The following is a 25,844-nucleotide window of genomic DNA, read 5'->3' as shown; positions in this document are numbered from 1 at the left end:
TAGAATATTAGCTTACCTTATAGTGCGTGTTCAAAAAGGAGGATAAAAAGAGTCGAGAAGCGATCGTCTCGAGGGCCGTAGAGACAGAGCTTTGATGCAATTTGACAGCCATTTTTACCGGACTTTTTGAACAACCTCTTATAGTACTATCAGGAGTTTAGTTGGGAAGATTTATCTATTATTATTCTTTAAGAGCTTAAGGAAACTAGCTGAAATGTCTCATAGTTCAGCATGAAATACATGCATTCCAAACTCTAACCTCTACAGCTATTACTGAAATGAGTACAAGTGCTGCAAAAATGACAGAAGACTCGAATGCTGTCACAGCAATCGGAAATGATTTGGAGTCTGTTCTCGTCGCAGTGCGCAATGTCAACAATGAAATCCAAGACGTATCGGCAGTAACAGAAGAAATGTCTTCAGCGTCTGAAGAAGTGCTTGCTTCAATGGAGGAAGTCATATCGCTCGCAACAGATAATGCCAGTCGTACTTATTCTGTGGCAGAAGCATCAGACATACAAAAGGATGGGATAGAATGGACTCACTCGTCAATATGATTCAATGGCTTAATCGTTCATCTGCAAATCTTCGCACAGCACTTGAAAAGTTCAAATAAGTTAATTGGCACAATAAGGATATCCCAAGACGAAAGGATCAGGACCGACTATCCTTGCTTAATGGGAAGCTTCAATCATAGGGTAGGGGGTCCCTTCTTCTCCAATTACTCTATACCTTAAACCGCGGGTCTTACTGCCCGTTAATGCAGGATAAATTATATATTTTACATCTTTTTTCTTATGATAGGACAAAAAGGCTAACTCCAAACTAAGTTAGCCTTTTTGTCTATTTTTTTTAAATCTACATTTGGTTATTGACATTACTTCCTTATCGTTATATGGTTAATTACATAAGTAACTAACCAATATGGTGGTGAGGCAGTGAATAACTTAATTGACGATGGCCGGCCTATTTTTGTCCAGATAGCAGAACGGATTGAAGATGACATTATTGAAGGTGGTCTTCCTGAAGAAGCACAAGTTCCCTCAACGAATCAGTTCGCCGCATTTTACAAAATCAATCCTGCAACTGCTGCCAAAGGCGTGAATTTGCTGGTGGATGAAGGTATTTTATACAAAAAGCGGGGGATTGGCATGTTTGTTGCAGAAGGAGCACGAACAAAAGTAATCGAAAAACGAAAAGAGCAATTTTTCGAAGAGTATGTGATCACAATGATACGTGAAGCAGAGAAGCTTGGTATTACAGCTGATCAGTTAACGGATATGATCCAGAGAGGAGATAACAAACGATGAAAAATGTGATTGAAGTTAAACAGCTGAATAAATCGTATGGAAAATTTACTGCAATTCATGACACTAGTTTCACCATGCAGGCAGATAAAATCTACGGACTTCTCGGCAGAAACGGTGCAGGTAAAACAACTTTAATGAAAATGATCACAGCGCAAATTTTTCCTACAAGTGGTGATTTGAAAGTATTTGGGGAAAGCCCATATGAAAACGCTAACACCCTTAGCCAAATTTGTTTTATTAAAGAGAGCCAGAAATACCCTGATCATTACAGTATCCTTGATGTATTAGAAGTTTCTAAATCTATTTTTCCAAATTGGGATGTCAACTTTTCTAGGTCACTTATTGAGGATTTCAACTTACCTCTCAAGAGAAAGATAAAAAAGCTATCCAGGGGGATGCTCTCTGCAGTAGGAATCGTGATAGGTCTTGCAAGCCGAGCGCCTTTAACCATTTTTGATGAACCATATCTGGGACTCGATGCGGTTTCAAGAGGGCTATTTTACGATAGATTGATGGAAGATTATGTTGAACATCCACGAACAGTGATTCTGTCTACCCATTTGATCGATGAAGTGAGCAACCTACTTGAACATATTTTAGTCATTGACAATGGGAAGCTGATTATTGATCAAGATGCAGAGGATTTACGGGATAAGGCTTTCACAGTCACTGGGCAAACCTCTAAGGTGGAGTCGTTTCTCATTGGAAAAGAAACGGTGCATCGTGAGCCATTCGGTGGATTACTATCCGCTACTGTCCTTCGCAGCCAAAACGGTTCTGATCAAAAACAAGCGGCACAAAGTGGACTTGAAATCTCACCTGTATCCTTGCAGCAGCTTATCGTTCATTTGACAAATGGTAAATCTGAACAAAAGGGAGCGAATGCGAAGTGAATAGAATTACTGGCGTTTTAAAACTTCATTCTCGTGATAAATGGTCGTGGATTTACATTCCAGCTATCATACTGTTTTCTAGTTTTGGGGTGAATCTAACCGTAAGTTTCTTGTTCATGAATCAAGAAGATATGTATACAGGTGGGCTAACTTCAATTGTCATTTACCTTTTTGTAACAGGAATTATCGTAGTAGGAAAAACATTTCCATTTGCGATCGGCATGTCGATTAGAAGAATCGACTATTTTATCGGGTCTGCCATAATCGGAATGATCGGTAGTGCGTTCTTCACAAGTTTAATTTTCTTATTCGCGCAATTAGAAAAACAGACGAATGGCTGGGGCACTAGACTCCACTTTTTCCACTTTCCCTATGTCAATGATGGTACACTCTTGGAGCAATTTCTTCTGTACATGATTCTTTTTCTCAATATGTTCTTCTTAGGCTTTTTAATAGCCAGTTATTCACGGCGTTTTGGCCGCAAAGGGATGTTCATTGGGGCAATGTCCTTCTTACTGATTGGAAGTATAGCGGTCTTTCTTGTGCATCATTTCGAAGCTTGGGGAAGCATCTTTAGTTGGTTTGCCAGCCATACAGCTGTACAAATCGCCTATTGGCTCGTACCTCTTACTCTGCTCTACCTACTTGGCTCATATCGCATGTTGCGGCGCGCAGTTATTTGATCTCTCACAGGAGAAAAATATTTAATATAGAAAATAACGCATTTCAGATGCATACAGTAAAACAAGGATTGAATCTTAAGGTAAATCGAACAAATTTCACCAATAGATCCACAGCACAATTCAAAAAGAAACAAGAAGTTGATGTGATTATTGACATCAACTTCTTGTCTTAATGCTTTATTACATCAATAATTAATAAGGTGATGCACTCCACACGCACTGAGTGCATATGAAAGTATATGGGGTACCGGTTAGTTACAACGCTTGCGGCCCTCTTATCCCCTATATTTTAAAGCTAGTCCTTTTAAGAAATTCCTAGCATATCGATCACCACACTCTTTATAATTCCTATGACCTTCTTTTCTTAATATAGCGCTTAATTCTCCTTTTGTTATCATGACTCCTGCTTCTTCTAAGATATCAAGCATGTCCTCACTTGTTAATGTTAGTGCTATTTTCAATTTCTTTAGAAGAATATTATTAACACTTTCCGTATTCTCTACAGACAGTGCTGGGCTTTTAGGTTGTCCTGGTTTTGGATCTTGTTTCCCACGTTTAAAAATAATTAAGCCATTGAAAAATGACTCTAACATCATATTATTGCATATTATATTCTCTTCATTTTCAGTTATATCATCATCATTGTCCGCTTCATTATGGTAACTGTCTTTTGATTTTGTGAGCATCTTTAGCACATCTTCTTTTGTTACTTCAATACCGCCAAGTTTAAATATCTTTACCATATCTGTATTTTTTATATCTAGAGCATATCTTAATCTAATTAATATATCATGATTATTCATGTTTAAACCTCCTATAATATTGCCTATTTGCACAGTAGCTTCATCATTTTTATTGCCCTTTTTAAAAACTACCATGAGATCTTAACGAAGAATTTCTTCACAAACTAATTGAACGGGTTGAAATGAAAGAAGAAAGAAGTCCGAGAATCTTTTATAGATTCTCGGACTCTTACATATCTTCTATTTCTTTTCAAGCAATACACAACACTCGACATGTGTCGTCATCGGGAACATGTCCACAGGCTGAATTTCAACCGTATGATACCCTCCATCTTCTAAAATACGTAGATCACGAGCAAGTGTTGCCGGATTGCATGATACGTAAACAACCTTCTTCGGTTTCATTTCGATAATCGTGTTTAGCAGTGTTTCCTCACAGCCTTTACGTGGTGGATCGACTACTAATACATCGGCGCGGTTCCCATCCTGATACCATTCAGAGATGACGTTTGCTGCTTCGCCAACTTCAAATTCAACATTGTTAATTTCGTTGATAAGAGCGTTACGGCGTGCGTCAGCAATTGCTTCTGGCACAACTTCCACTCCAAGAACATGCTTAGCATTTTGGGCAAGGGATAGTGAAATAGTCCCAATTCCACAATAAGCATCAATCACAGTCTCTTTTCCAGTAAGTCCGGCAAATTCAAGCGCTTTGCTATAAAGTACCTTTGTTTGATCAGGGTTAATTTGGTAAAAGGATAACGGCGAAATAGCGAATTTCACGTCGCCAATATAATCATAAATGACATCATTGCCCCAAAGAACCTTTGTTTTTTCACCCATGATGACGTTTGTTCGTTTTGAATTCACATTATGAACAATCGATTTCACATGCGGCAAACGAGCCGTGATTTCTTCGACAAGATTATTTTTTTGTAGCAGTTTAGCCGTTCTTGTTACAAGCACAATCATCAGCTCTCCGGTTTGTTTTGCATAACGGGCCATAATATGACGAAGCACACCTTGGTGATGTTTCTCGTTATACGGCTCTACACCAAGTTCATTGCAGATTTCTTTCACAGTTTGAATCGCTTCATTGACAGCCGGGTGCTGGATGATGCTTTCATTTGTATCAACAATTTCATGACTGCGTGGTTTGAAGAATCCTGCGATAAGTTGGCCATCTTTTTCACCAACAGGCACCTGAGCTTTATTGCGGTAGTGTAAGGGTTCCTTCATTCCAATAATCGGATGAATCGTTACATCCTCAAGTTTGCCGATTCTTGCCATCACTTCACGGACTGTTTTTTCTTTGAATTGTAGCTGACCTTCATAACTCAGGTGATGAAGCTGACTACCGCCGTATTTATGCGCTTCTTCTTTTTTCACTTCTACGCGGTTTTTACTTTTTTCTTTCAGTTCCATTAAGCGACCAAATCCGTAGCCCTTGTTCGTCTTCGTTACTTTGATTTGTGCTTTTTCCCCAGGCAATGCGTAGGGAACGAAAATTGGGTAGCCATCGACCTTGGCAACACCTGACCCATCATGTGTTAAGTCCTCAAATTCTACATCTATTACATCATTCTTTGAAACGGGAATTGTTTTTTCCATTGTATACTTCCTTTTCTATCGAAATGCTTACAGTTCAAACAACATCTGCAGCAGTATCCATCATATATTTAGAACTCTTATTTTATCACATATTCACTAGACAAACAAAAGCACCTTTTAGCAAAGTCTTTCATAAAATAAATAAAACTTTCAAAATAAATGTGGACATGCGTATATGATTTGGATTTTGAAGCAAAATAAGGAAAAAAGTGAGGTGAGCAAAATGGGATTGTTCCAAACGATTTCTGCCTGGAATACCGCAAGACAAGAAAAGCATATAGCGCTTATGCAAGATAAAGGGCTCTGTCCGGATTGCCGCGGTCGAGGCTTCAGCTCGTATGCACCTTATGATTACAGCTACACGAATGTGTACGATTGTTTAGGCTGCAACGGTAGTGGCTCTTATGTAGATTGGGTAGAAACAACTAATCAAACTGAAGGCTAAAGAACTAGCAAAAAATACGGCCTGTAAAGCCGTCTTTTTTGTTAGTTCCTACATTTCTTCGCTTCTTCAAAGAATTGCTTTAATGTAGGGAGCAATTCTTGAGACTCCAAATTAAAGCTTCCTGATGAGCCGTCAGTAATAGTTTTAACGCGGGCACCTGGGACAGAGCGCAGGTATTCCTTCGCTCCTTCCTCTGTCAGTCCGATTCCCTCCTGACTACCTCGCAGGACTAATACCGGACAACTAACATTGCCCAGTTGTTTCCAAAATGGCTGTTCATGGGAATCATGTTCGATTGCTTTTAAAGTATCGAGCGTCATATGAGTTAGCGCAGTTCTCCCTGTTTTTTGGACAAGTAGATTGGCCCACCCCTTTGGTAAATCTGTTTCAACAGCAGGATAATCACCAATGATGAGTCCTTTCAAACGACTTAGGTTTTCCATCGCAAATCCTAAAGCATAAACCACACCACGATGAAAACCAAATAAGACGAAATTTTCAATGTGGATATGATTAATCACGCTTTCAATATCTGTTACATGATCCTCTAGTGTATATCCCATTTCTGGTGCATCACTTCGCCCTCTTCCACGCATCGTAATAACTAGAGCACGACGGGGAGCAAGAGCACGAAGAATATCCTCGTACTCTTCCCCTGTCTCCGTCAAACCGGGAATGATGACGAGTGGGGGTTCTGTAGACGGTCCAGTGTTGTCGATATAATGGATACGAATATCTCCATTTTTAACCCAACCTTCAAGCATTACATTCCCTCCCTTATGACAGCTGTTTCACCATATATTCATAATCATGCCCGTTAATTTGTCTGCGATTCACAGTTTTATATCCAAGTTTACTGTATAAACGGTGTGCACGTGTATTTTCTACCTCAACATTTAAAGAAATCCTTCTATGTCCTTTTGATATCGCAAGCTCCTGGGCCGCTTCAATCAAGGCAGTTCCTATTCCTTGTCCCCAAAACTGTGGGTTGACACTCACTGTATCGATATAAAAATCTTCCGGTTCCGCTTCTTTCTCAGTCGTTATCTCCGAATTATTATTCTTCTCTCTTAAACGATCCACAATTGGTCCATCCAGTTGTTCTGCATCACTTCCAAGATAGGTTACAATAAGACCAGCTACATTTCCTTCAATTTCTATAACTAGCGTATTCTCATAGCTTAATCGGTTATTAGGATGACTGAAAAAATAGTGAAGTACATCTAAAATGGCTTCCTCTTCCTGTTCACTTGTCAAAGCTTCAGCAATATCCTGAATCGCCAATCGAATCAAATAAGCGGATATCTGTCCATCCGCTGGTACGGCTTGTCTGATCATCATTTTTTTGTTCTCCTCAAATTAGAAAGAGAATGTCCCAAAAGGGTCTGACCTCACACTAAAATACACAGATTATTATGGAATACACCTAATACTGTATAGTTGTATGGTCTGCCACTTTAGTTTTGAGACATCCTCCATTTTATTCATTTATATTTCCAGCTTATTTGCGGGATCGTCATGTAGCGCATTTTCCGGAATGAAAACATCGAAATGACGATACTGACTGACGAATTCTGCAGGAGCTAGTCCACCAAATTCACCATCTAAATTTAGCATCATTTCATTTTTAGCGGTTACTTTAATTCGATTTGCTTTTACATAAATCACATTTTTATCATGAACATGCTCCCCGCGTAAAGCAAGTGATGCTACTCTGATAAAGTCGGCTAGGTTTGTTTTCTTTAAAATTAATAGCGTAAACATGCCATCATTTAGTGAGGCGTCAGGTGCTAGTTTTTCAAAGCCGCCTACAGAGTTCGTGTTCGCAACAAGGAAAAGCATAATTTCCCCTTCAAAAAACTTCCCGTCATATTCAATCGTTACATCCGTCGCTCGAATCGATGGTAGCATTTCAATGCCCTTCATGTAATAAGCCAATTGACCGAGCATTGTTTTTAACTTTATCGGTACCTCGTAGGTAAGCTCCGTTAACCGACCGCCTCCTGCAATATTGATAAAATATTTTTCGTTCATTTTCCCAATATCAATCGGCATCGTATGGCCCTTTGTAATAATATCCACCGCAGCATCAATCGAACGCGGCACATGAATAGCTCGCGCAAAGTCATTCGTTGTTCCGGTCGGGATCACACCAAGTTTAGGCCGATTTTCCGCTCCGGCAAGGCCATTTACAACCTCATAGATGGTACCGTCACCGCCCGCAGCAATGACAACATCATATCCTCGTTCAATTGCAATTTCTGCAGCACGTGTTGCATCGCCCGCCCCTGTTGTAGCATGACAGGAAGCTTCATACCCTGCAGCTTCAAGCTTAGCTAATACGTCCGGTAAGTTTTTCCGAATCATTTCTCGGCCTGATGTCGGATTATAAATCAATCTTGCTCTTTTCATTTCCCATCATCCTAATGTTAAAATACGTTTCAGTCACTATATGGTAACGATTCACCAAATAGAATGCAACGAACAACAATAATTGTCTTGGAATCAATAGCGATTCCGTAAAAATTGAGCCTATCTCTCCGATTACCTCCACCATATGTTCCTGTTTCGGAGAATCCATTAAATCATTTCTGAACAAATTATATAGCAATTTTTTCAAAAACTCTAGTGTTATCGTTTGAACCTTTCATCGGCGAGCTTTGATTATTCATAACCATCTCCATTTATCCATCCACTTCCACTTTCCTCTACTTAGTTTTCCCCTTCACCTCAAGAGTAATCCATCAATTCTCGATTGGATGGTTTTATCTTATTTTCACTATCCATGACGTATTTTTATTTCTTTTACCTTACCATGCTGAATACTTTTCAGAGAAATCCCGATTTACAGATTCATTATAATAAAATGAAACTTCGATCATTTTTTTGTGGTCTTCATCCACCCACTGATTGTTAGTCCCGTTCTACTGTCGCTAAGATCGCGCAAACGCTTCGATTAATCGACAGTACGAACCCAATTGGTTCAACTATACCTTTGAAAACCACAAAGGAAAGTTTCACTGTATCTCACCAATCGGGATTTTACGGGCAGTTGTCCCACACCTATGCCTTTCTTCGATTCCTACTCCTCTAAGCCTTGGGGGTCTTACTGCCCGTTAATGCGGAATAAAAAAGATCGAGGATGTCCCATGAGACATCCTCGATCTTTTTTAAGTCAACTTCTACCTATTAACGTTTGTTCAATTCAACCAGCAAAATTTTGTTTACCAGCTGTGGATTGGCTTGTCCTTTTGTAGCTTTCATAATTTGGCCGACAAGGAAGCCAGTTGCTTTTTGTTTACCCGCTTTAAAGTCTTCAATCGATTGAGGATTGTTATCAAGTGCTTCACTTACGATTTTCGTAAGTGCACCCTCATCCGAGATTTGCACTAGACCTTTTTCTTTCACGATTGCTTCTGCATCTCCACCATTTTCAACAAGTTCTTTGAATACAGTTTTGGCAATTTTAGACGATATCGTTCCGTCTTCGATTAGCTTAATCATCCCTGCAAGTGTTTGAGGGGTAAGCGCGATGTCATGAAGTTCTTTTCCTTCAGCATTAAGATAAGCAGAAAGTTCTCCCATGATCCAGTTGGACGCTAGTTTCGAATCTGCTCCTTGCTCAACCGTCGCCTCGAAGAAATCAGCTGATTCTTTTGTTACAGTTAAAACAGCCGCATCATATTCAGGCAGTCCTAGTTCCTCAACATAACGCTTTTTTCGTGCATCGGGAAGCTCAGGTATTTCAGCCGCGATCCGTGCTTTCCATTCTTCGTCAATATGAATAGTCAGAAGATCCGGTTCCGGGAAGTATCGGTAATCATCAGAACCTTCTTTTACACGCATTAGAAGTGTTTTCCCAGTTGATTCATCAAAACGACGTGTTTCTTGTTCGATTACTCCACCTGCATTTAACACTTCAGCTTGACGAATTTCTTCATATTCCAATCCTTTGCGGACAAAATTGAATGAATTCAAATTCTTCAATTCTGTTTTTGTTCCAAACTCTTTTTGTCCAACAGGACGCAAGGAGATGTTTGCATCGCAGCGCAATGAACCTTCTTCCATTTTACAATCTGATACACCCGTATACTGGATAATCGATTTGATTTTTTCCAAATACGCATAGGCTTCCTCAGGTGATGTAATATCAGGTTCTGAAACAATTTCAACGAGTGGTGTACCTTGGCGATTATAGTCGCAAAGAGAATATCCATCATTTGTATGTGTCAACTTACCCGCATCTTCTTCCATATGAATGCGTGTAATGCCGATTTTCTTTTTCTTTCCACCGACTTCAATCTCAATCCAGCCGTGTTCACCGATTGGCTGATCAAATTGAGAGATTTGATAAGCTTTTGGGTTATCCGGGTAAAAATAATTTTTTCGGTCAAACTTCGTAATTTCCGGAACTTCACAGTTTAAAGCAATCGCGGCTTTCATGGCAAAATCGACAGCCTGTTTATTAACAACTGGTAGAGTTCCAGGATAACCAAGGTCAATCACGGTCGTATTCGTATTTGGTGCCGCCCCAAAATGGTTCGGACTTGCAGAGAAAATTTTTGAATCTGTTTTTAATTCAACATGTACTTCAAGGCCAATTACCGTTTCATAGTTCATCTTATTCACCCCTTACAACTTTGGAAATTGTTTATGAAATTCTGTCGCTTGCTCAAATGCATGCGCAGTACGATAAATAGTGCTTTCATCAAAATGCTTCCCGATAATTTGCAGACCTAGCGGCAAACCATTGGAGAATCCGCATGGAACGGATATTCCAGGAACACCAGCAAGGTTAACAGGTATGGTTAAGATATCATTTGCATACATCGTTAACGGATCCGCCGTGTTTTCACCAATTTTAAAAGCAGCGGTTGGTGTTGTCGGTCCAACAATTACATCATACTTTGCAAATACATTTTCAAAGTCCTTCTTAATAAGTGTGCGGACCTTTTGTGCTTTTTTATAATACGCATCATAGTATCCAGAGCTTAACGAGAATGTTCCAAGCATGATTCTGCGCTTCACTTCGTCGCCAAAGCCTTCTGAACGTGTTTGCTTGTACATTTCGATTAAGTTCTCAGCATTATCTGCACGATATCCGTACCGAACACCGTCAAAACGTTGTAAGTTGGCGGATGCTTCCGATGAAGATAGCAAGTAATAGGCAGCAAGAGCATATTTGGAATGTGGTAAAGACACTTCTTCCCACTCTGCACCTAATCCTTCCAATACTTTTAACGCAGATAGTACTGAATTGCGGGCAGCTTCGCTAACCCCTTCTCCAAGATACTCTTTCGGAACGGCAATCTTCAGCCCTTTCACATCACCTGTTAAAGCATTCACAAAGCTTGGAACATCCACATTTGCTGAAGTGGAGTCCATCGGGTCTACACCAGAAATGGCTTCTAGTAAATAAGCATTATCCTCAACCGTACGGGTAATCGGTCCAATTTGATCAAGAGATGAAGCAAAAGCAACAAGCCCATAGCGGGATACTCGGCCATAGGTTGGTTTTAATCCTACGACGCCGCAATATGCAGCCGGCTGGCGAATGGAACCACCTGTATCCGAACCAAGTGAGAACAGAACTTCACCCGCAGCAACGCTAGCAGCTGAACCACCTGAAGATCCGCCAGGTACATAATCCGGATTCCAAGGGTTGCGAGTAGCTTGATAAGCTGAGTTTTCGTTTGAAGAACCCATCGCAAATTCATCCATATTCAATTTGCCGATTGTTACTGTTTCCGCTTGTTTAAGCTTCTCCGCTACCGTCGCATCATAGATTGGATCAAAGTTCTCCAAGATTTTGCTCGCACAAGTTGTACGTAAATTCTTTGTCACGATGTTATCCTTCACACCGATCGGTAGACCAAATAGCACACCAGATTGTTCGCCACGTGCAAGTTTATCATCTAGTTCCTTCGCTTTTCCCCGCGCACGTTCTTCATCCAATGTTAAAAAAGCCTTCACTTGGCTTTCTACCTGTCCAATTCTTTCATATGATTCGTTAACAAGGTCTGTTACTGATAGTTCTTTTTTATGTAAACGTTCATGCAGGTCCGAAACCTTATGTTCAAACAACGACATATATATCCCTCCTTAATCCCTTACTTGTCCATAATAGACGGTACGCGAATATGCCCATCCTTGCTGTCTGGTGCATTTTTCAACACTTCTTCTATAGGTAGCCCTTTTTGTGAAATATCTTCTCTCATAACATTTTGCATATCCAACACATGAAAAGTTGGTTTTACTTCGTCTGTATCAAGTTCATTCAATAGCTCAGCAAAAGAGATCATGAGATCTAGTTCCTTTTGCATCTTCTCAGCTTCTTGCTCTGTAATGCCTAAACGTGCCAAATGAGCAACATGTTTAACTTGCTCCATTGATATACGTGACATTTTCTTCACCTCCATTGATGTTTCAAAAGACTGCATATTTGTGCTATATTCTCTATTTTTTCATTGAATTCCGATCATATTTCCGAAAAAACAATTATTTAAATAATATCAGACTTTCACGCCCTAAAGCAACACTTCCAAGTACAGCAAATGTCCAAATATCTGTTCAAATACCATTTATGAAAAAATAGATCGAATTTTGATACTTTTACAGATAGATACACAAATATTATCCGGGAAATAATGAAGGAATTTGACGAACTTTGGTATTTAAATAAAGAAAGCAGACCCAGCCTATCTTCAGGGCCTGCCTGCCTTATCTTATTTATAAATATGAACATAAGGTTCACTATCACCGGGTTTACGAGTAATCAGTGCTTCTGGGCCATTCACTGATGTAATGGAAATCTGAACGGTTATATATTCAGTGAAATGGTTCATGATAAGTCCCGTTACATATTGTGTAAATCCAATCGCTTCTGTATTTCCGTAAAACTGAATGGGGATATCAATATTCAATTCCTGTAGCTGCTTATTCACATAAAATGCTCGACCAACAACCCCATTAAAGTTTGGAAAATAATTTTCCACATCCTGTTTAAAGTTTTTAAATGACCTTACATCATCACGATACGCTTTTTCAGCTGTAGTCGAAGGGAATACATAATATTCTTCATCAACGCTTTCCCATTTCCCAATCGTATTTTTATTACCATCTATATGAGAATAATAAAGAAAATTCCCTGGAACAACTGATGATCTTTCTTTTTGTTCAAATAGGGCAACCGTGATAGGTACATCACTCATCTCTTTGTTCTCTCGTAAACGCTGCACGACTTTTTCAGCAATTGCTTTACCTTGCTTCTCTAATTCAGCCTGTTTAATCTTTGTTTCATACGTAGCACCATAGGCTTCTTTTTGATAGTAATAAACCGAGTTAAGAGCCAGTCCTATGACAACTCCGCCTAAACTAACCTGATTATTCTTGTCTTCCACTAAATAATCATGCTCGAGTATATTAGCCAAATAAATGGGACTCTTTTCACTACGGTCAGCGATATCGCCTTTCCCTGAATCAATTGGATTGAGACCAAGATTATCTTTTGCAGCCAGTTTCTTTTCTTTCAGTTGTTCTTCCGTGTATTCTCTTCTAAGCCATTTGTTAATCGTACTGCCCTTAAGTATTTGCCCTTCCCTGAAAAAATACTTGTCTGGACTAAAATTCTTTTGGGCTATTCTCATTAATCCAGTTTCAAATTCCTCGATATCATAGCGAGTATTTAAATTAGATACAACTAGTCCACGTGCTTCTGATTCTTTAAAAGGAAGCATCGTTTTATAATAATCCTTAGATATTTGATAATTCGGTACAATTGCTTTTTCCGTACTATTATCCGTTTCACTCACAATCTCTTGCTCTTTATCAAATTTCGGGGCACACCCGGAAAGTAATATAGCCAATATGATCCCGAGGAAGGTGATGTTTTTCATTCTAACACCTCTATTTAGTTAGTTCTTCGATTAATTTCTCCTCGCTCCATACTTCAATGCCTAAGCTCTCTGCTTTTGCTAGCTTAGAACCGGCAGCTTCTCCTGCAACGACTAGATCCGTTTTCTTACTGACACTTCCAGCAACATTTGCTCCTAATGCTTCTAATTTCCCCTGAGCTTCACTCCGCGTAAGTTGATGCAACTTTCCAGTCAGTACGATTGTTTTTCCGGCAAAAAAACTGTCAATTTGATCAACCGAGACAGGCCTCGCTCCCTTATACTCGAGATTTACTCCCGCTTTTAACAGCTCATTCATCAACGCTTGAACCTCTTCCAGGTCAAAATAGGCGACAACGGAGTCTGCCATCTTATCCCCAATTTCATTAATAGCTATTAAATCTTCACGACTCGCGCCACTTAATGCGTCAATTGTAATAAATTCTTGGGCTAATGTTTTCGCTGCTTTTGCCCCAACATGGCGGATGCCCAAACCAAATAATAGTTTTTCAAGTGAATTACTTTTGGAGGCTTCTATTGCTGTGATTAGATTATTGACAGACTTTTCACCCATCCGCTCTAAGCCAAGCAACTGATCATGTGTCAATTTATATAAATCGGCAACATCCAATATGAGTCCCTCACTAAATAATTGACTGATGACTTTTTCGCCAAGGCCATCGATGTTCATCGCGTTACGAGATACAAAGTGAATCAATCCTTCACGAATCTGGGCCGGACACTTTGGATTGATGCAGCGAAGGGCGACTTCCTCTTCAAGTCGGACAAGCTCACTTTCACATTCAGGACAGTGCGTTGGCATGTTGAATTCAATCTCTTCTCCTGTACGTCGATCTACAAGGACATTAACAACTTCAGGGATGATATCCCCAGCTTTCTTTATGATGACCTGATCACCTATTTTGATATCTTTTTCCCGTATCAAATCTTCATTATGGAGACTAGCTCGACCAACCGTTGTCCCAGCTACTCTAACTGGTTCAAGTATAGCGGTGGGCGTTACCACCCCTGTTCGCCCTACACTAAGTTCAATATCTAGAAGCTTTGTATTCACTTCTTCTGCCGGAAATTTATAGGCGATTGACCAACGAGGGCTTTTCGCTGTCCTTCCTAATTCTTCTTGTTGTTGCAGTGAATTAACCTTAATTACAATGCCATCAATGTCATACGCCAAGTTTGGTCGCTTCTCTACCCAGCTCTCTACATATTCTAATACTTCTTCGATCGATGTACACGTTTTTCGTTCTTGATTTGTTTTAAATCCAAGACGGTCTAGCAATTCAAGACCCTCACTATGGGCCTCAATACCTATATCCTCTAAGTTAGCAATCGCGTAAAGAAAAATATCCAGCTTGCGCTTTGCTGCAAGTTTCGGATCTAGCTGCCTAAGTGAGCCTGCTGCCGCGTTTCTGGGGTTAGCAAACGGCTCTTCATTTTGTTCTTCCTTAGCCTTGTTCAATGCTTCAAATGACTTCTTCGGCATAAATGCTTCACCGCGAACTTCGATTGTATAAGGTTCTTTAAGTTTTAATGGGATCGATTTAATGGTCTTAAGGTTTTCAGTAATATCCTCCCCAATCGTTCCATCACCACGTGTAGCCCCAAGCGTAAAGTGCCCATTCTCATATTGAAGCGTAATCGCAAGTCCGTCGATTTTCAGTTCACATACATAGGAAATCGAGTCACCAACCGCTTGTCGTACTCTTCGATCAAAATCCCGTAAATCTTGTTCGTTAAATGCATTGCCAAGACTTAGCATAGGACTTGTATGTTCTACCTTCTCAAACATTTCGAGTACGGCGCCACCCACGCGCTGGGTTGGTGAATCTGGTGTTCTCAATTCAGGAAATTGAGCTTCGTATTCAATCAATTCTCTTAGCAGCTGATCGTATTCCGCATCTGAGACAGACGGCCGATCCAAAACATAATATTCATAGCCATATTGATTCAATAGCGTTTGTAGTTCAGTAACTTTTCCTGCAGCTTGCTGTATGTCCATATATCCAACCCTTTCTTTTATACTTTTTCAATAGGTGCAAACTTAGCAAGCAAACGTTTAATCCCAGTTGGGCTTGGGAATGCAATATCTAATTCTTTGCCTTCGCTTTCACCCTTCACACTGACAACCGTTCCAGTTCCCCATTTTTTATGGGCAGCCTTATCACCAACCTGCCAACCGATTTCATCTCCACCTGTTGCGTTCGGCTGAGCAACCACTTTTCCAAATGAAGGTGTACGTCTTGAACCACCTGAATGTATTGGTTTTGAAGAATGTAAGACTGATTTTTTGGGTTTTGGTTTCATATCTTCTATTAGTTCTTCTGGAATTTCAGCAATAAAGCGCGAAACAGGATTCATATTCGTACGACCAAACAATGTTCTCATTTGGGCATTTGTTATATACAACTCTGATTCTGCACGAGTGATACCTACGTAAGCAAGCCTACGTTCTTCTTCCATTTCTTCTTCGTCCATAAGTGAACGGCTATGCGGGAATACCCCTTCTTCAAGCCCCAGTAAAAATACAACTGGAAATTCCAGCCCTTTTGCAGAGTGCAAGGTCATGAGCGTCACTGACTCCTGCGCTTCTTCTGTATCATCTAATTGATCAATATCGGCAACTAATGCAAGGTCGGTTAAAAAGCCAACCAAAGATTTATCGTCATTACTTTGTTCAAACGATTTAGTTACAGATAAAAACTCATCGATATTTTCTAAGCGGCTTTGTGACTCAATTGATTTTTCTGCTTGAAGCATTTCACGGTACCCTGTTTTTTCAATCACTTCTTCTACAAGCTCGGTGACAGACAGATATTCTTGCTGATTCGTATAGGCATGGATTAAATCACGGAATTCACGTGCTGCCTTTGTGATCTTCGGACTTAGGCCAATCATGTCAATATCCTGCAGTGCTTGATACATCGAACCATCTGTCATTGCCGCATAATCAGCAACCTTATCAAGAGAAGTAGCCCCGATTCCTCGTTTTGGTACATTAATGACCCTACGTAAACTGATATCGTCATCTGGATTGGCAATCAATCGTAAATAAGCTAGGATATCCTTAATTTCTTTACGATCGTAGAACTTAATTCCGCCCACAATGGTATATTGCAGATTAGATTTTAATAAAACTTCCTCCATAACCCGTGACTGGGCGTTTGTTCTATAAAGGATTGCAATATCAGATAACTTTCTGGAACTGTCACGAATTATTTCATTAATCTTTCCAGCAACAAACTGTGCTTCGCCTTGTTCACTATCCGCACGGAAATATCTGATTTTGTTCCCATCCATATTTTCCGTCCAAAGATTTTTCGGCTTCCGATTTCGGTTATTATCGATTACTTTATTCGCTGCCTCTAAGATTTTCTTTGTTGAACGATAATTCTGTTCAAGGAAAATCATCGTTGCGTTTGGGTAGTCTTTTTCAAATGATAGAATGTTCGCGATATCCGCGCCACGCCAGCGATAGATGGATTGATCGCTGTCCCCAACTACACATAAATTGCGGAATCGTGAAGCGAGAAGCTTAACGAGCATATATTGCGCTCGGTTCGTATCTTGATATTCATCCACGTGAATATACTGGAATTTCCGCTGATAATATTCAAGAACCTCAGGTACGCGCTGAAATAACGTGATGGTCAACATAATTAAGTCATCAAAATCACATGCTTGATTCTTTCTGAGCCGTTTCTGATATTCCGTGTATACTTCCGCTGCAACATTTGTATAGAAGTCACCGGCTGTTTTTTGGTATTCCTCTGGAGTTACGAGTTCGTTTTTTGCTGAACTGATTGTTCCTAAGAGAGCGCGATAATCATATTTTTTAGGATCGAGGTTTTTGTCTTTCAAGATTTGCTTTATAACTGACTGTTGATCGGTTGTATCTAAAATGGAGAAGTTTCGATTATATCCGATACGATCGATATCACGTCGTAAAATCCGCACACACATAGAGTGGAAGGTACTGATCCAAATCTCATCTGATGCTCCACCAAGAATGCCACGTATCCGTTCTTTCATTTCACGTGCTGCCTTATTTGTGAAAGTGATCGCCAGAATATTCCATGGCGCCACTTCTTTTTCTACCATTAAATAAGCAATTCGATGCGTAAGCACCCTTGTTTTACCACTTCCCGCTCCAGCCATGATGAGAAGTGGTCCATCTGTTGCCTTCACTGCCTTTTGCTGCTGCTCATTTAAACCTTTTACTAACTTTTCCGCTAAAAACTGCATGAAAGCACCACCTTACGAACGTTTGTTCTTTTTATTATACTATAGTCTGTCTCTATTTAAAAGAGTCATCTATTTCACTGCCGCGACTGTCTCAAGTGCCGCCTTTAAATTGTCATAGATACTATTCCCCACTACGATAACATCAGCAAACTCTGCCATTTCTTTTGCTTGAGCTGCCGTTTCAATTCCTCCGCCATAAAAGAAAACAGTCTCTTCTAAGTTCTGTTTCACTTTCTTCACAACTTTTGGATCGCCGTACATTCCACTATATTCTAAATAGAAAATCGGCAGATGAAACATTTTCTCGGCCATCATGGCATATGCAGCAATGTCATCTTCATCAAGATTCGTATCCGCATCTGTCAGTTGAGCTGCTTTACAATCCGGATTGACAATACAGTACCCTTCCACAAACATCTCAGACCAATCCATGATTTCACCATATTCCTTTACAGCCTGCTGATGTAATCTCATCATCCATTTTGAATCTTTGCTGTTTAGAACACTTGGAATGAAATACAAATCAAATCCGGGAGTAACTGTTTCAACAGATGACACCTCAAGAACACAAGGAACCGTGTAACGACGAACTCTTGCCATCAAATCTAACACATTTTCAAGCGTAACGCCGTCTGTTCCCCCAATTAGAATAGCATCAGTACCCGACTCACAAATGCTTTCTAAATCTATATCATTTATCTCTTTATTAGGATCTAACTTAAACACATGCTTCCACTTTCGAAAATCGTACATCATATATCCTCCATTAAAATTTCTCATAGCACCATTATAGCATTAAGATTTTTGATAAAAAAAGATTTATAAGAAACGATAGCCTAGATTAAAAATATGAGCAGGAAAGAAGGTTTGATGGTCCAGAAAAAGCATCTTAAAATAACCAATCCCACCCTTTAGATACACCAAAATTCATTATAAAAGATAGTTCGCTTCAAAAGTCAAAATCAGAAAAAACAAATAAAAAAGCCAAGGAAAAATTCCCCTGACTCTTTCTTAAAACATAACAACATTCATCGAACTAATTGGCTTATTCTTCTTCTACTGGCTCTTTCTTAATTCGGTCCAATGCCATTGTATAAGCATCGTTCCCATAATTTAGGCATCGTTTCACACGAGATATCGTCGCTGTACTTGCACCTGTATCGGTTTCAATTCGATGATATGTTTTACCTTCTTGGAGCATGCGTGCTACTTCAAGACGCTGTGATAGTGATTGTATTTCATTAACTGTACACAAGTCGTCAAAGAAACGATAGCATTCTTCGAGATCTTTCAGTGATAATACGGCTTCGAAAAGCTGATCCAGACCTTTTCCCCTTAATTTATCAATTTGCATAGTTTTGCCCCCTAGTTTTCTTGAGCACCAAGATGGACAAGCCGGCTTATCCCTGGCTTATCCGGCAAAACATTTACCCACGTTTTGCCTGGTACGAAACCAATTTCTTTTCCATTTTTCACTGGAACAATTCGACCTTCTCTATTTTCCCATTGAACTTCATTCCATTTGCCTTTTTGCAGTAAATACGCTTTACCACCCGCTTCAAAATCAATATCTCGTCTTCCAACACTATCTATGACCTTATGAGGTGCTTCTATAATAAAGATATTGTTTATCCTAATCGGCGTTTCATCAATGTATTCAATCGTTTGTTGATGATTAGAATATCTAGAATACGTTTCTGAGTCTTCATCATACGAAAATTCTACATCAAATGAGGATGATCCATAAGAAATTTGAACAAAAGAAGCAGGTTCACCTTGTAATAGTTCCATTTCAGATTTCTTCAAAAATGTAAAGGCTTTAGGCTTTTCTGTCAAATCATATGAATTCTGCTGGGCACCTTTCTCAATGTTTTCAAAAGAAATATAGGAATTATGAGGGGCTTTCCGTTCACTCGAACGTTGAAAAAGCGTTCCATCATATTCTAATCCATTCAAATGATCAATATATCCTTGATCAAGCATCTCTTTAGCATCCGGGCTATTCCCGTGACATACATAGACACAATCTAACCCTTTCGCTAATTTAATAAAGTAATCACGAGCGCTACGGACCGGTCCAACTTCTTTTGGCATTTCACTTTGAAAAACTGCTAAGAAACGTGTTACTTCTGCTTCCGCATACATTTCATAGATAATATCTGCTTTCGAAAGGCCTGTTTGCGGCCGTGCCTTTGGATGATTATTAACCATTACAGCAATCGCCCTATGTTCTGTATCATCATTCGTTGCCATTCCTGTTAATGGGTAAAAGTTTGAAAACTGTTCACTATCAACTGGATCTTGAGTAGTTTCATCTTGTTCGACAATTTCACTCGAAGAATTGTCGGTTGGTCGTTCATCCTTGGCTACCTTTTTTATGCAGCCACCCATCAATAACAAAACAGCAAGCAGAATAAGCAGTAAACTCCTTTTCATTCCTGCACACTCCCTACTTGTTTCCACGTTACTTCCTTAATTTTAAAAGTCTTCTTTTACATTTTAACGCATTATTGTAGGAAAGAGAACTGTTTTATTCATAATATCATACATTCCCGTTGGGGTTACACGGATATAGGGAAGATGTGTAGATGAGAAAAATAACAATGTGTATATTGGATCTGAAAATACATATCCTCTTTCTTGAAGCAGTTGTTTCAATTCCTTTTCCTCTTTAATTAGCTCTGGCATTGATTTTTCAGAAATCAGTCCTTTTAATGCTAAGCGCATTTCAAAAATGATTTTCCCTTGCTCAGCAATTACAATCCCGCCGCCAATTTCCTTCATTCGCTGAAAAGCAAGAAGCATATCTTCTTTTCTTTTTCCAATCAGAACTATGTCTCCCGTATTTGAGTATGTGCTTGCAAACCCACATAATTGGTTGGCAAAGCCTTTAACCATCGTATTAATTCTCCACTCTCCACCACGGTCAATCATTACAAAATAACATTCATCATGTTCGAATGACAGATTTCCATCAGAGTAATCCGATGTAATCGAGTATGGTTTCGTAATCACATCATTGATCATTTCAAAACCGAATGGCATCGAAAACTCTAAATCATTACTATCCAATTCCCAATCTAACTGTAACTCTCCGAATCCATATCCATCCCAATGAACAACAGACGAATCTTCAAGCTCCACCCCGTCACGCTTCACCCATTTCCCTTTCGCTAGAACAGAAACAGGCGCTGGTTCTGTCTCACATTGAAGGAAATTAATATTAGCGACTCTGCCTGTTGCAATATTTCCATGTAAGTACTCAATATTATAATAGCGGGCAACATTAATCGTAGCCATATTATATGCATCTATAATCGGAACGCCCTGTTCAATTGCGATTTTAATCATCGTATCTATGAAACCGCTTTCGTAAAATGAAGGCGATGAACCATCCGTCGTAAAGAAGAAATGGTCGTATTGATCGATCCCAAGCTCATGAATTTCTTTCAATATATTTTCTAAGTCCGGTCGGATCGAAGAATTTCTCAAAGAAACCGTATACCCTTGCATCAAGCGAGACAATACTTCTTTTCCTGTCATAGCTTCATGATCACAATCGGCCCCAAATAACATCATTTTCGCTAACGTTTTTTCCGATGCACCAGGGAAATGGCCTTCGATTTGTTTTCTCATTCGCTTTGCTTCTTGGATCCAATGAAGCATCATATCATCTCCAGCAAGCAGCCTGGGCCATGCAGTCAGCTCCCCACCTTGCAATACGGCATCATGCTCGAGCCACGCCTTTACATCACCATGAGTAAAAATTGTTTCTTCATTCCGTAATTCGGTTTGCCCATCAAACCTGCACCACCAGTACATGCTAGCTGGGATATTTCGTAATTCCTTCAATAAAGAAAACGCTTTCTTTTTTTCTAATTGCAAAAAAAGCATTAGGTTATCATTAATCAATGTCGTTGTTCCAAAATACGATGCATAACGAGCTAAAGTCTGGGGATTATATAATTGAAATGGATGCGAATGTGGCTCAATATAGCCCGGAACTAAAAAGCTGCCTTGACAATCAACCATTTCGCAATGATCTAATTTGTCAGGTATTTTGTCCCCCACATAGACGATGCGATCATCATAAATCCAAATATTTGCTTTTATCCACTTTCGCAATGACTGATTTAAATACGTTGCATTTTGTAGAAGTATATGTGGAGCTCTGTTTCCGTCTAGTACATCGACATGCTCGCGTATATGTTTATTCTTCCATCGATAACGTTGCTCTAACAAGAGAACCCCTCCGTTTTTTTAGATTTAACTACTATATTTATATTGAAAAGTCATGTAAAGAACCAAAATAAGTAATATTCACCCATTTTTATTAATCCTAACACATTTAATGAGTTAATACATTAAAGTTATGTTAAATAGTGTGAATATTTCGTGAAGGAGATTATCTATTATGAAAGTCAAAGCAAATATCGGCATTCCAAACGCATTACTCAGAATAACTTGTGGTTTTACTTTTTTAGCATGGTCGATTTCAAAAATGTCCAGAAAGCCGTGGAAAGGATCTTATTTAGTTATAGCTATGTGTTCTGGTATGAAAATTGGGGAAGGAATTCTTCGCTTTTGTCCCTTTGTTGCCCTTTATGAAAAGTGTCAAGGGAGATTAAGCGGGAACCATAACATCATAAAAAAAGGAGAACATTTATTAACTCAAATGGGGATGGGGAATGATCTTATCTCAGATGATGAAAATACAGAAACTTAAAAAAGGTGTCCAATGAAGGTCAGAAAGGGTCAGACCCCGCAGCAACTAAATTCAGATAAGTGTATAAAACACTACATACTGATTTAAAGTGCGAGGTCAGACCCTTATGACGTTCTAAATTCTTAGGGGACCCTCTATTTGGCCACTAAAATGGCGCGATAACCAATGTCTTTTCTCCAAAATAAATCTTGGTTAGGAATCTTTTCTAATTCTTTGTAAACCTTTGCTTGTGCACTAAGAAGATCGGTTCCCTTTGCGGCCACAAGCAGTACTCGACCGCCATTTGTCGTATAGTCACCGTTATCATTCTTGGCAGTACCTGCGTGATAAATGTCAACATCCTCACTTAATTCCCCTAGCCCATGTATCGGTGCTCCTTTGACATATTCGCTAGGGTAACCAGCTGCTGCGACAACTACCCCGATTACAGATTCATCGTCCCATTCAAGCTCATAGTCATTCCCGTTTAAAACAGCAAGAAGCGTATCAACAAAATCATTCTTTAGTCTTGGCAGGACAACTTGAGTTTCTGGATCACCGAAACGTGCATTGAACTCAATCACTTTTGTTCCTTTATTCGTAGCAATTAAACCTGCATATAAAATGCCTGTAAAAGAGCGACCCTCAGCAACAAGTGCTGCCGCTGTTGGTTTTACAATTTGATCGACTGCCGCAGCAACCACGCTTTCTGGAATTTGAGGAACAGGCGAATACGCACCCATTCCACCTGTATTCGGACCAGTATCACCATCATAAGCCCGCTTATGATCTTGAGCGATAACCATCGGGTAAACCTTCTCTCCATTTACAAATGCCATTAGCGAAAATTCCTCACCTTCAAGGAATTCCTCCATGACAACTCGCGCTGAAGCTTCACCGAATTTCTCATCAACAAGCATTCCATGTAATGCTTCCAGTGCCTCTTCCATCGTGTGTGCAACGACTACACCTTTCCCAGCAGCAAGTCCATCCGCTTTTATTACAATTGGAACACCAATTTCAGCTAAATACGTTTTTGCTGACTCGATATCTGTAAATGTTTCATATGCAGCAGTAGGAATTTCATATTTTTTCATTAAATCCTTTGCAAAGGTTTTACTACCTTCAATTATAGCTGCTTGTTTATCAGGCCCGAATACCTGTAGACCAGCTGCTTTAAATTCATCGACAATTCCATTAACCAAAGGTATTTCGGCTCCAATAATGGTTAAGGTAACATTCTGATCTTTAGCAAACGCAATCAGTTCCTTATGATTATTTTCATCAATTTGAACGAGTTCCGCCACATCCTCCATGCCTGGATTACCTGGAGCCGCGAATACTTGATGAACCTGCTTACTTTCGGATAGTTTCTTTGCTAATGCATGCTCACGTCCACCCTTGCCAATCACTAACACGTTCATGGAATCACCTCTTCCTAATATTAAAAACCATTAGCCTATTGAACCCAAAAACTTAGTGCTTAAAATGACGAACGCCTGTAAACACCATTGTAATGCCGTATTCATCTGCTTTTTTAATCGAATCCTCATCACGTACAGACCCACCAGGTTGAATGATAGCTGTGATACCAGCAATGGCCGCCGCTTCAACAGTGTCATCCATTGGGAAAAATGCATCAGAAGCGAGAGCCGCGCCTTTTGCTTTTTCACCAGCTTGTTCTAAAGCAATATTAGCTGCCCCTACGCGGTTCATCTGTCCAGCACCGATACCGTACGTCATCTGTTCGCCACTTACGACAATTGCATTAGATTTCACGTGCTTCACGATTTTCCAGCCTAGTTTCATTGCTGCCCATTCATCTTCAGATGGTTGGCGTTTCGTTGGGATTGTTATAGTTGCATGGTCTAACCCATAAGTATCTAAATCTTGAACGAGTAATCCCCCTTGAATGGATGTAGTTTTTCGTTCGGATTTTTGCTTGCCATCGAAAGCTACAGTTAACAGACGGATATTCTTTTTCGCAGTTAAAATCTCTAGTGCTTTCTCGGAAAAGTGAGGAGCTATAATGATTTCAAGGAAAATTTCACGGAGCATTTCAGCTGTTTCTTGGTCTACTTCACGATTTAAAGCAATAATTCCACCAAAAATGGACGTAGAATCTGCTTCATACGCTTTCTTAAACGCTTCAGCAACCGAATTACCAACCCCAACTCCACATGGATTCATATGCTTAACAGCAACAGCTGCTGGCTCTTCAAATTCATTGACGATCTGTAAAGCGGCATCAGCATCATTAATATTGTTGTATGACAGTTCTTTACCGTGCAATTGTTTGGCATACGCCACAGAAAAAGTAGAGCCTAATGGCTTTTGATAAAATGCAGCTTGTTGATGTGGATTTTCTCCATATCGAAGTGATTGTTTTAATGTATACGTGAGCGTTAAACTTTCAGGATTTTCTTCCTCAGCAAGCTTTGTCATGTACTCGGATATGACAGCATCATAGGCAGCTGTATGGCGGAATACTTTCGCAGCAAGTTTTCGTTTCTTTGCAGCTGATACGTCACCGTTTTCATTCAGCTCAGTAAGTACGGATTCATAGTCTGTTGGGTCCACAACAACTGTCACAAATTCATGATTCTTTGCCGCAGAACGAAGCATCGTTGGTCCGCCAATATCGATATTTTCAATCGCATCTTCAGGCGTCACATCAGGTTTCGCGATCGTCTGCTGGAATGGATACAAATTGACGCAAACGAGATCAATTGGTTGAATTTGATGTGCTTCTAATTGAGCTTGATGTGCGACATCATTCCTTCTTGCCAATAATCCACCGTGAACATTTGGATGCAACGTTTTAACCCTGCCATCCAAAATTTCAGGAAAATCTGTTACATCACTAATCCCAATCACGTCAATTCCATTTTCAACAAGCGTCTTCTTCGTACCCCCAGTAGACACGATTTCAAAGCCTGCCTCTTTAAGACCAATTGCAAATTCTACGATACCTGTTTTATCTGAAACACTGATTAATGCACGTTTTGCCATAATGAATCCTCCTCGTTGGAAAAGCGCAAGCGCCTATTGAATGAACTTTGACTAAAATCCGCCAGGTGTCCTGTTTCGAACGTCGAAGTCAGCACATCCAGTGCGAACCCGACAAGCATAAGACAAGCAAGCTGTTGGGTGCTCTTCTCTCTACCAGATTGCTTGGCTTATGACTTCGAAGTGTTAATCTACTTGTGCTAGACACAAAGACTTGTTGAAAAACCATAGACTTTCTAATCTTAAAAGCGCAAGCTAACCGTTCAACTTCCACTAAATTAAATCGTTCA

Annotated in this window: 23 protein-coding genes; 6 read left to right on the top strand and 17 right to left on the bottom strand. The window is 39.8% G+C overall.

Going from position 1 to position 25,844, the window contains the following annotated elements; translation table 11 throughout:
* Positions 1 to 278 precede the first annotated feature (278 nt).
* The 4 genes from JNUCC23_RS02545 (at position 279) to JNUCC23_RS02530 (ending at position 2,886) form a co-directional block, all read left to right on the top strand.
* Positions 279 to 557, top strand: coding sequence for a hypothetical protein (locus JNUCC23_RS02545; protein ID WP_403075084.1), 279 nt, complete (start codon positions 279 to 281; stop codon positions 555 to 557).
* A 381-nt stretch (positions 558 to 938) separates the two neighbouring features.
* Entirely contained in the window at positions 939 to 1,310 is a 372-nt protein-coding gene (locus tag JNUCC23_RS02540) for a GntR family transcriptional regulator (protein WP_062184925.1), read from the top strand.
* Positions 1,307 to 2,203 (top strand): ABC transporter ATP-binding protein, encoded by an 897-nt coding sequence (locus JNUCC23_RS02535; RefSeq protein WP_403075088.1) that lies wholly within the window; start codon positions 1,307 to 1,309, stop codon positions 2,201 to 2,203. The genes JNUCC23_RS02540 and JNUCC23_RS02535 overlap by 4 nt, the downstream gene beginning before the upstream one ends.
* Positions 2,200 to 2,886, top strand: coding sequence for a hypothetical protein (locus tag JNUCC23_RS02530; protein ID WP_454214104.1), 687 nt, complete (start codon positions 2,200 to 2,202; stop codon positions 2,884 to 2,886). The genes JNUCC23_RS02535 and JNUCC23_RS02530 overlap by 4 nt, the downstream gene beginning before the upstream one ends.
* 275 nt (positions 2,887 to 3,161) lie before the next feature.
* Here the strand turns inward: JNUCC23_RS02530 and JNUCC23_RS02525 are convergent, their stop codons facing one another.
* The gene (locus tag JNUCC23_RS02525) at positions 3,162 to 3,689 is read right to left on the bottom strand and encodes a YehS family protein (RefSeq protein ID WP_403075093.1); all 528 of its coding nucleotides are present in this window, start codon (positions 3,687 to 3,689) and stop codon (positions 3,162 to 3,164) included.
* Positions 3,690 to 3,869: 180 nt separating this feature from the next.
* On the bottom strand, positions 3,870 to 5,240 hold the full coding sequence (gene rlmD, locus JNUCC23_RS02520) for a 23S rRNA (uracil(1939)-C(5))-methyltransferase RlmD (RefSeq protein WP_454214102.1): 1,371 nt from the start codon (positions 5,238 to 5,240) through the stop codon (positions 3,870 to 3,872).
* A gap of 175 nt (positions 5,241 to 5,415) precedes the next feature.
* Here rlmD and JNUCC23_RS02515 point away from each other — a divergent pair, with 175 nt between their 5' ends.
* On the top strand, positions 5,416 to 5,685 hold the full coding sequence (locus JNUCC23_RS02515; RefSeq protein WP_454214100.1) for a methionine aminopeptidase: 270 nt from the start codon (positions 5,416 to 5,418) through the stop codon (positions 5,683 to 5,685).
* 41 nt (positions 5,686 to 5,726) lie between these two features.
* Here the strand turns inward: JNUCC23_RS02515 and JNUCC23_RS02510 are convergent, their stop codons facing one another.
* The 13 genes from JNUCC23_RS02510 to JNUCC23_RS02450 form a co-directional block, all read right to left on the bottom strand.
* A complete protein-coding gene (locus JNUCC23_RS02510) occupies positions 5,727 to 6,449 on the bottom strand; it encodes an alpha/beta fold hydrolase (protein WP_403075101.1) in 723 nt (240 codons plus the stop codon).
* 13 nt (positions 6,450 to 6,462) lie between these two features.
* On the bottom strand, positions 6,463 to 7,026 hold the full coding sequence (locus tag JNUCC23_RS02505) for a GNAT family N-acetyltransferase (protein ID WP_454214098.1): 564 nt from the start codon (positions 7,024 to 7,026) through the stop codon (positions 6,463 to 6,465).
* Between the two features lie 147 nt (positions 7,027 to 7,173).
* Complete coding sequence (locus JNUCC23_RS02500; protein ID WP_062184945.1) at positions 7,174 to 8,097, bottom strand: diacylglycerol kinase; 924 nt, start codon at positions 8,095 to 8,097, stop codon at positions 7,174 to 7,176.
* A 777-nt stretch (positions 8,098 to 8,874) separates the two neighbouring features.
* The gene (gene gatB / locus JNUCC23_RS02495) at positions 8,875 to 10,305 is read right to left on the bottom strand and encodes an Asp-tRNA(Asn)/Glu-tRNA(Gln) amidotransferase subunit GatB (RefSeq protein ID WP_403075106.1); all 1,431 of its coding nucleotides are present in this window, start codon (positions 10,303 to 10,305) and stop codon (positions 8,875 to 8,877) included.
* A 12-nt stretch (positions 10,306 to 10,317) separates the two neighbouring features.
* On the bottom strand, positions 10,318 to 11,775 hold the full coding sequence (gene gatA / locus JNUCC23_RS02490; RefSeq protein ID WP_403075109.1) for an Asp-tRNA(Asn)/Glu-tRNA(Gln) amidotransferase subunit GatA: 1,458 nt from the start codon (positions 11,773 to 11,775) through the stop codon (positions 10,318 to 10,320).
* A gap of 20 nt (positions 11,776 to 11,795) precedes the next feature.
* Positions 11,796 to 12,089, bottom strand: a complete 294-nt coding sequence (gatC, locus tag JNUCC23_RS02485) for an Asp-tRNA(Asn)/Glu-tRNA(Gln) amidotransferase subunit GatC (RefSeq protein ID WP_062184956.1) — start codon at positions 12,087 to 12,089, stop codon at positions 11,796 to 11,798.
* 321 nt (positions 12,090 to 12,410) lie between these two features.
* Positions 12,411 to 13,580, bottom strand: a complete 1,170-nt coding sequence (locus tag JNUCC23_RS02480; protein ID WP_062184959.1) for a CamS family sex pheromone protein — start codon at positions 13,578 to 13,580, stop codon at positions 12,411 to 12,413.
* A gap of 10 nt (positions 13,581 to 13,590) precedes the next feature.
* Positions 13,591 to 15,597, bottom strand: a complete 2,007-nt coding sequence (gene ligA, locus JNUCC23_RS02475; protein ID WP_454214094.1) for an NAD-dependent DNA ligase LigA — start codon at positions 15,595 to 15,597, stop codon at positions 13,591 to 13,593.
* Between the two features lie 17 nt (positions 15,598 to 15,614).
* Positions 15,615 to 17,840, bottom strand: a complete 2,226-nt coding sequence (pcrA, locus tag JNUCC23_RS02470; protein ID WP_403075115.1) for a DNA helicase PcrA — start codon at positions 17,838 to 17,840, stop codon at positions 15,615 to 15,617.
* 69 nt (positions 17,841 to 17,909) lie between these two features.
* Positions 17,910 to 18,593: a heptaprenylglyceryl phosphate synthase gene (locus tag JNUCC23_RS02465; protein ID WP_062184968.1), complete on the bottom strand. Its 684-nt coding sequence runs from the start codon at positions 18,591 to 18,593 to the stop codon at positions 17,910 to 17,912.
* Between the two features lie 292 nt (positions 18,594 to 18,885).
* Complete coding sequence (locus JNUCC23_RS02460; RefSeq protein ID WP_049679714.1) at positions 18,886 to 19,194, bottom strand: YerC/YecD family TrpR-related protein; 309 nt, start codon at positions 19,192 to 19,194, stop codon at positions 18,886 to 18,888.
* A gap of 11 nt (positions 19,195 to 19,205) precedes the next feature.
* The gene (locus JNUCC23_RS02455) at positions 19,206 to 20,276 is read right to left on the bottom strand and encodes a DUF3048 domain-containing protein (RefSeq protein ID WP_454214091.1); all 1,071 of its coding nucleotides are present in this window, start codon (positions 20,274 to 20,276) and stop codon (positions 19,206 to 19,208) included.
* A gap of 63 nt (positions 20,277 to 20,339) precedes the next feature.
* Positions 20,340 to 22,082, bottom strand: a complete 1,743-nt coding sequence (locus tag JNUCC23_RS02450; protein ID WP_062184974.1) for an adenine deaminase C-terminal domain-containing protein — start codon at positions 22,080 to 22,082, stop codon at positions 20,340 to 20,342.
* Positions 22,083 to 22,254: 172 nt separating this feature from the next.
* On the opposite strand from JNUCC23_RS02450, the gene JNUCC23_RS02445 reads away from it, so the two are divergent.
* Positions 22,255 to 22,566 (top strand): YgaP family membrane protein, encoded by a 312-nt coding sequence (locus JNUCC23_RS02445; RefSeq protein ID WP_403075123.1) that lies wholly within the window; start codon positions 22,255 to 22,257, stop codon positions 22,564 to 22,566.
* Between the two features lie 134 nt (positions 22,567 to 22,700).
* On the opposite strand, the gene purD is transcribed toward JNUCC23_RS02445, so the two are convergent.
* Positions 22,701 to 23,969: a phosphoribosylamine--glycine ligase gene (purD, locus tag JNUCC23_RS02440; protein ID WP_062184977.1), complete on the bottom strand. Its 1,269-nt coding sequence runs from the start codon at positions 23,967 to 23,969 to the stop codon at positions 22,701 to 22,703.
* A gap of 52 nt (positions 23,970 to 24,021) precedes the next feature.
* Positions 24,022 to 25,557, bottom strand: a complete 1,536-nt coding sequence (gene purH, locus JNUCC23_RS02435; RefSeq protein WP_403075126.1) for a bifunctional phosphoribosylaminoimidazolecarboxamide formyltransferase/IMP cyclohydrolase — start codon at positions 25,555 to 25,557, stop codon at positions 24,022 to 24,024.
* Between the last annotated feature and the right edge of the window lie 287 nt (positions 25,558 to 25,844).

Source organism: Peribacillus sp. JNUCC 23, from assembly GCF_053653995.1.
Note: the sequence above shows the minus strand (reverse complement) of the source record. Positions and strands in the feature narration are given on the sequence as shown.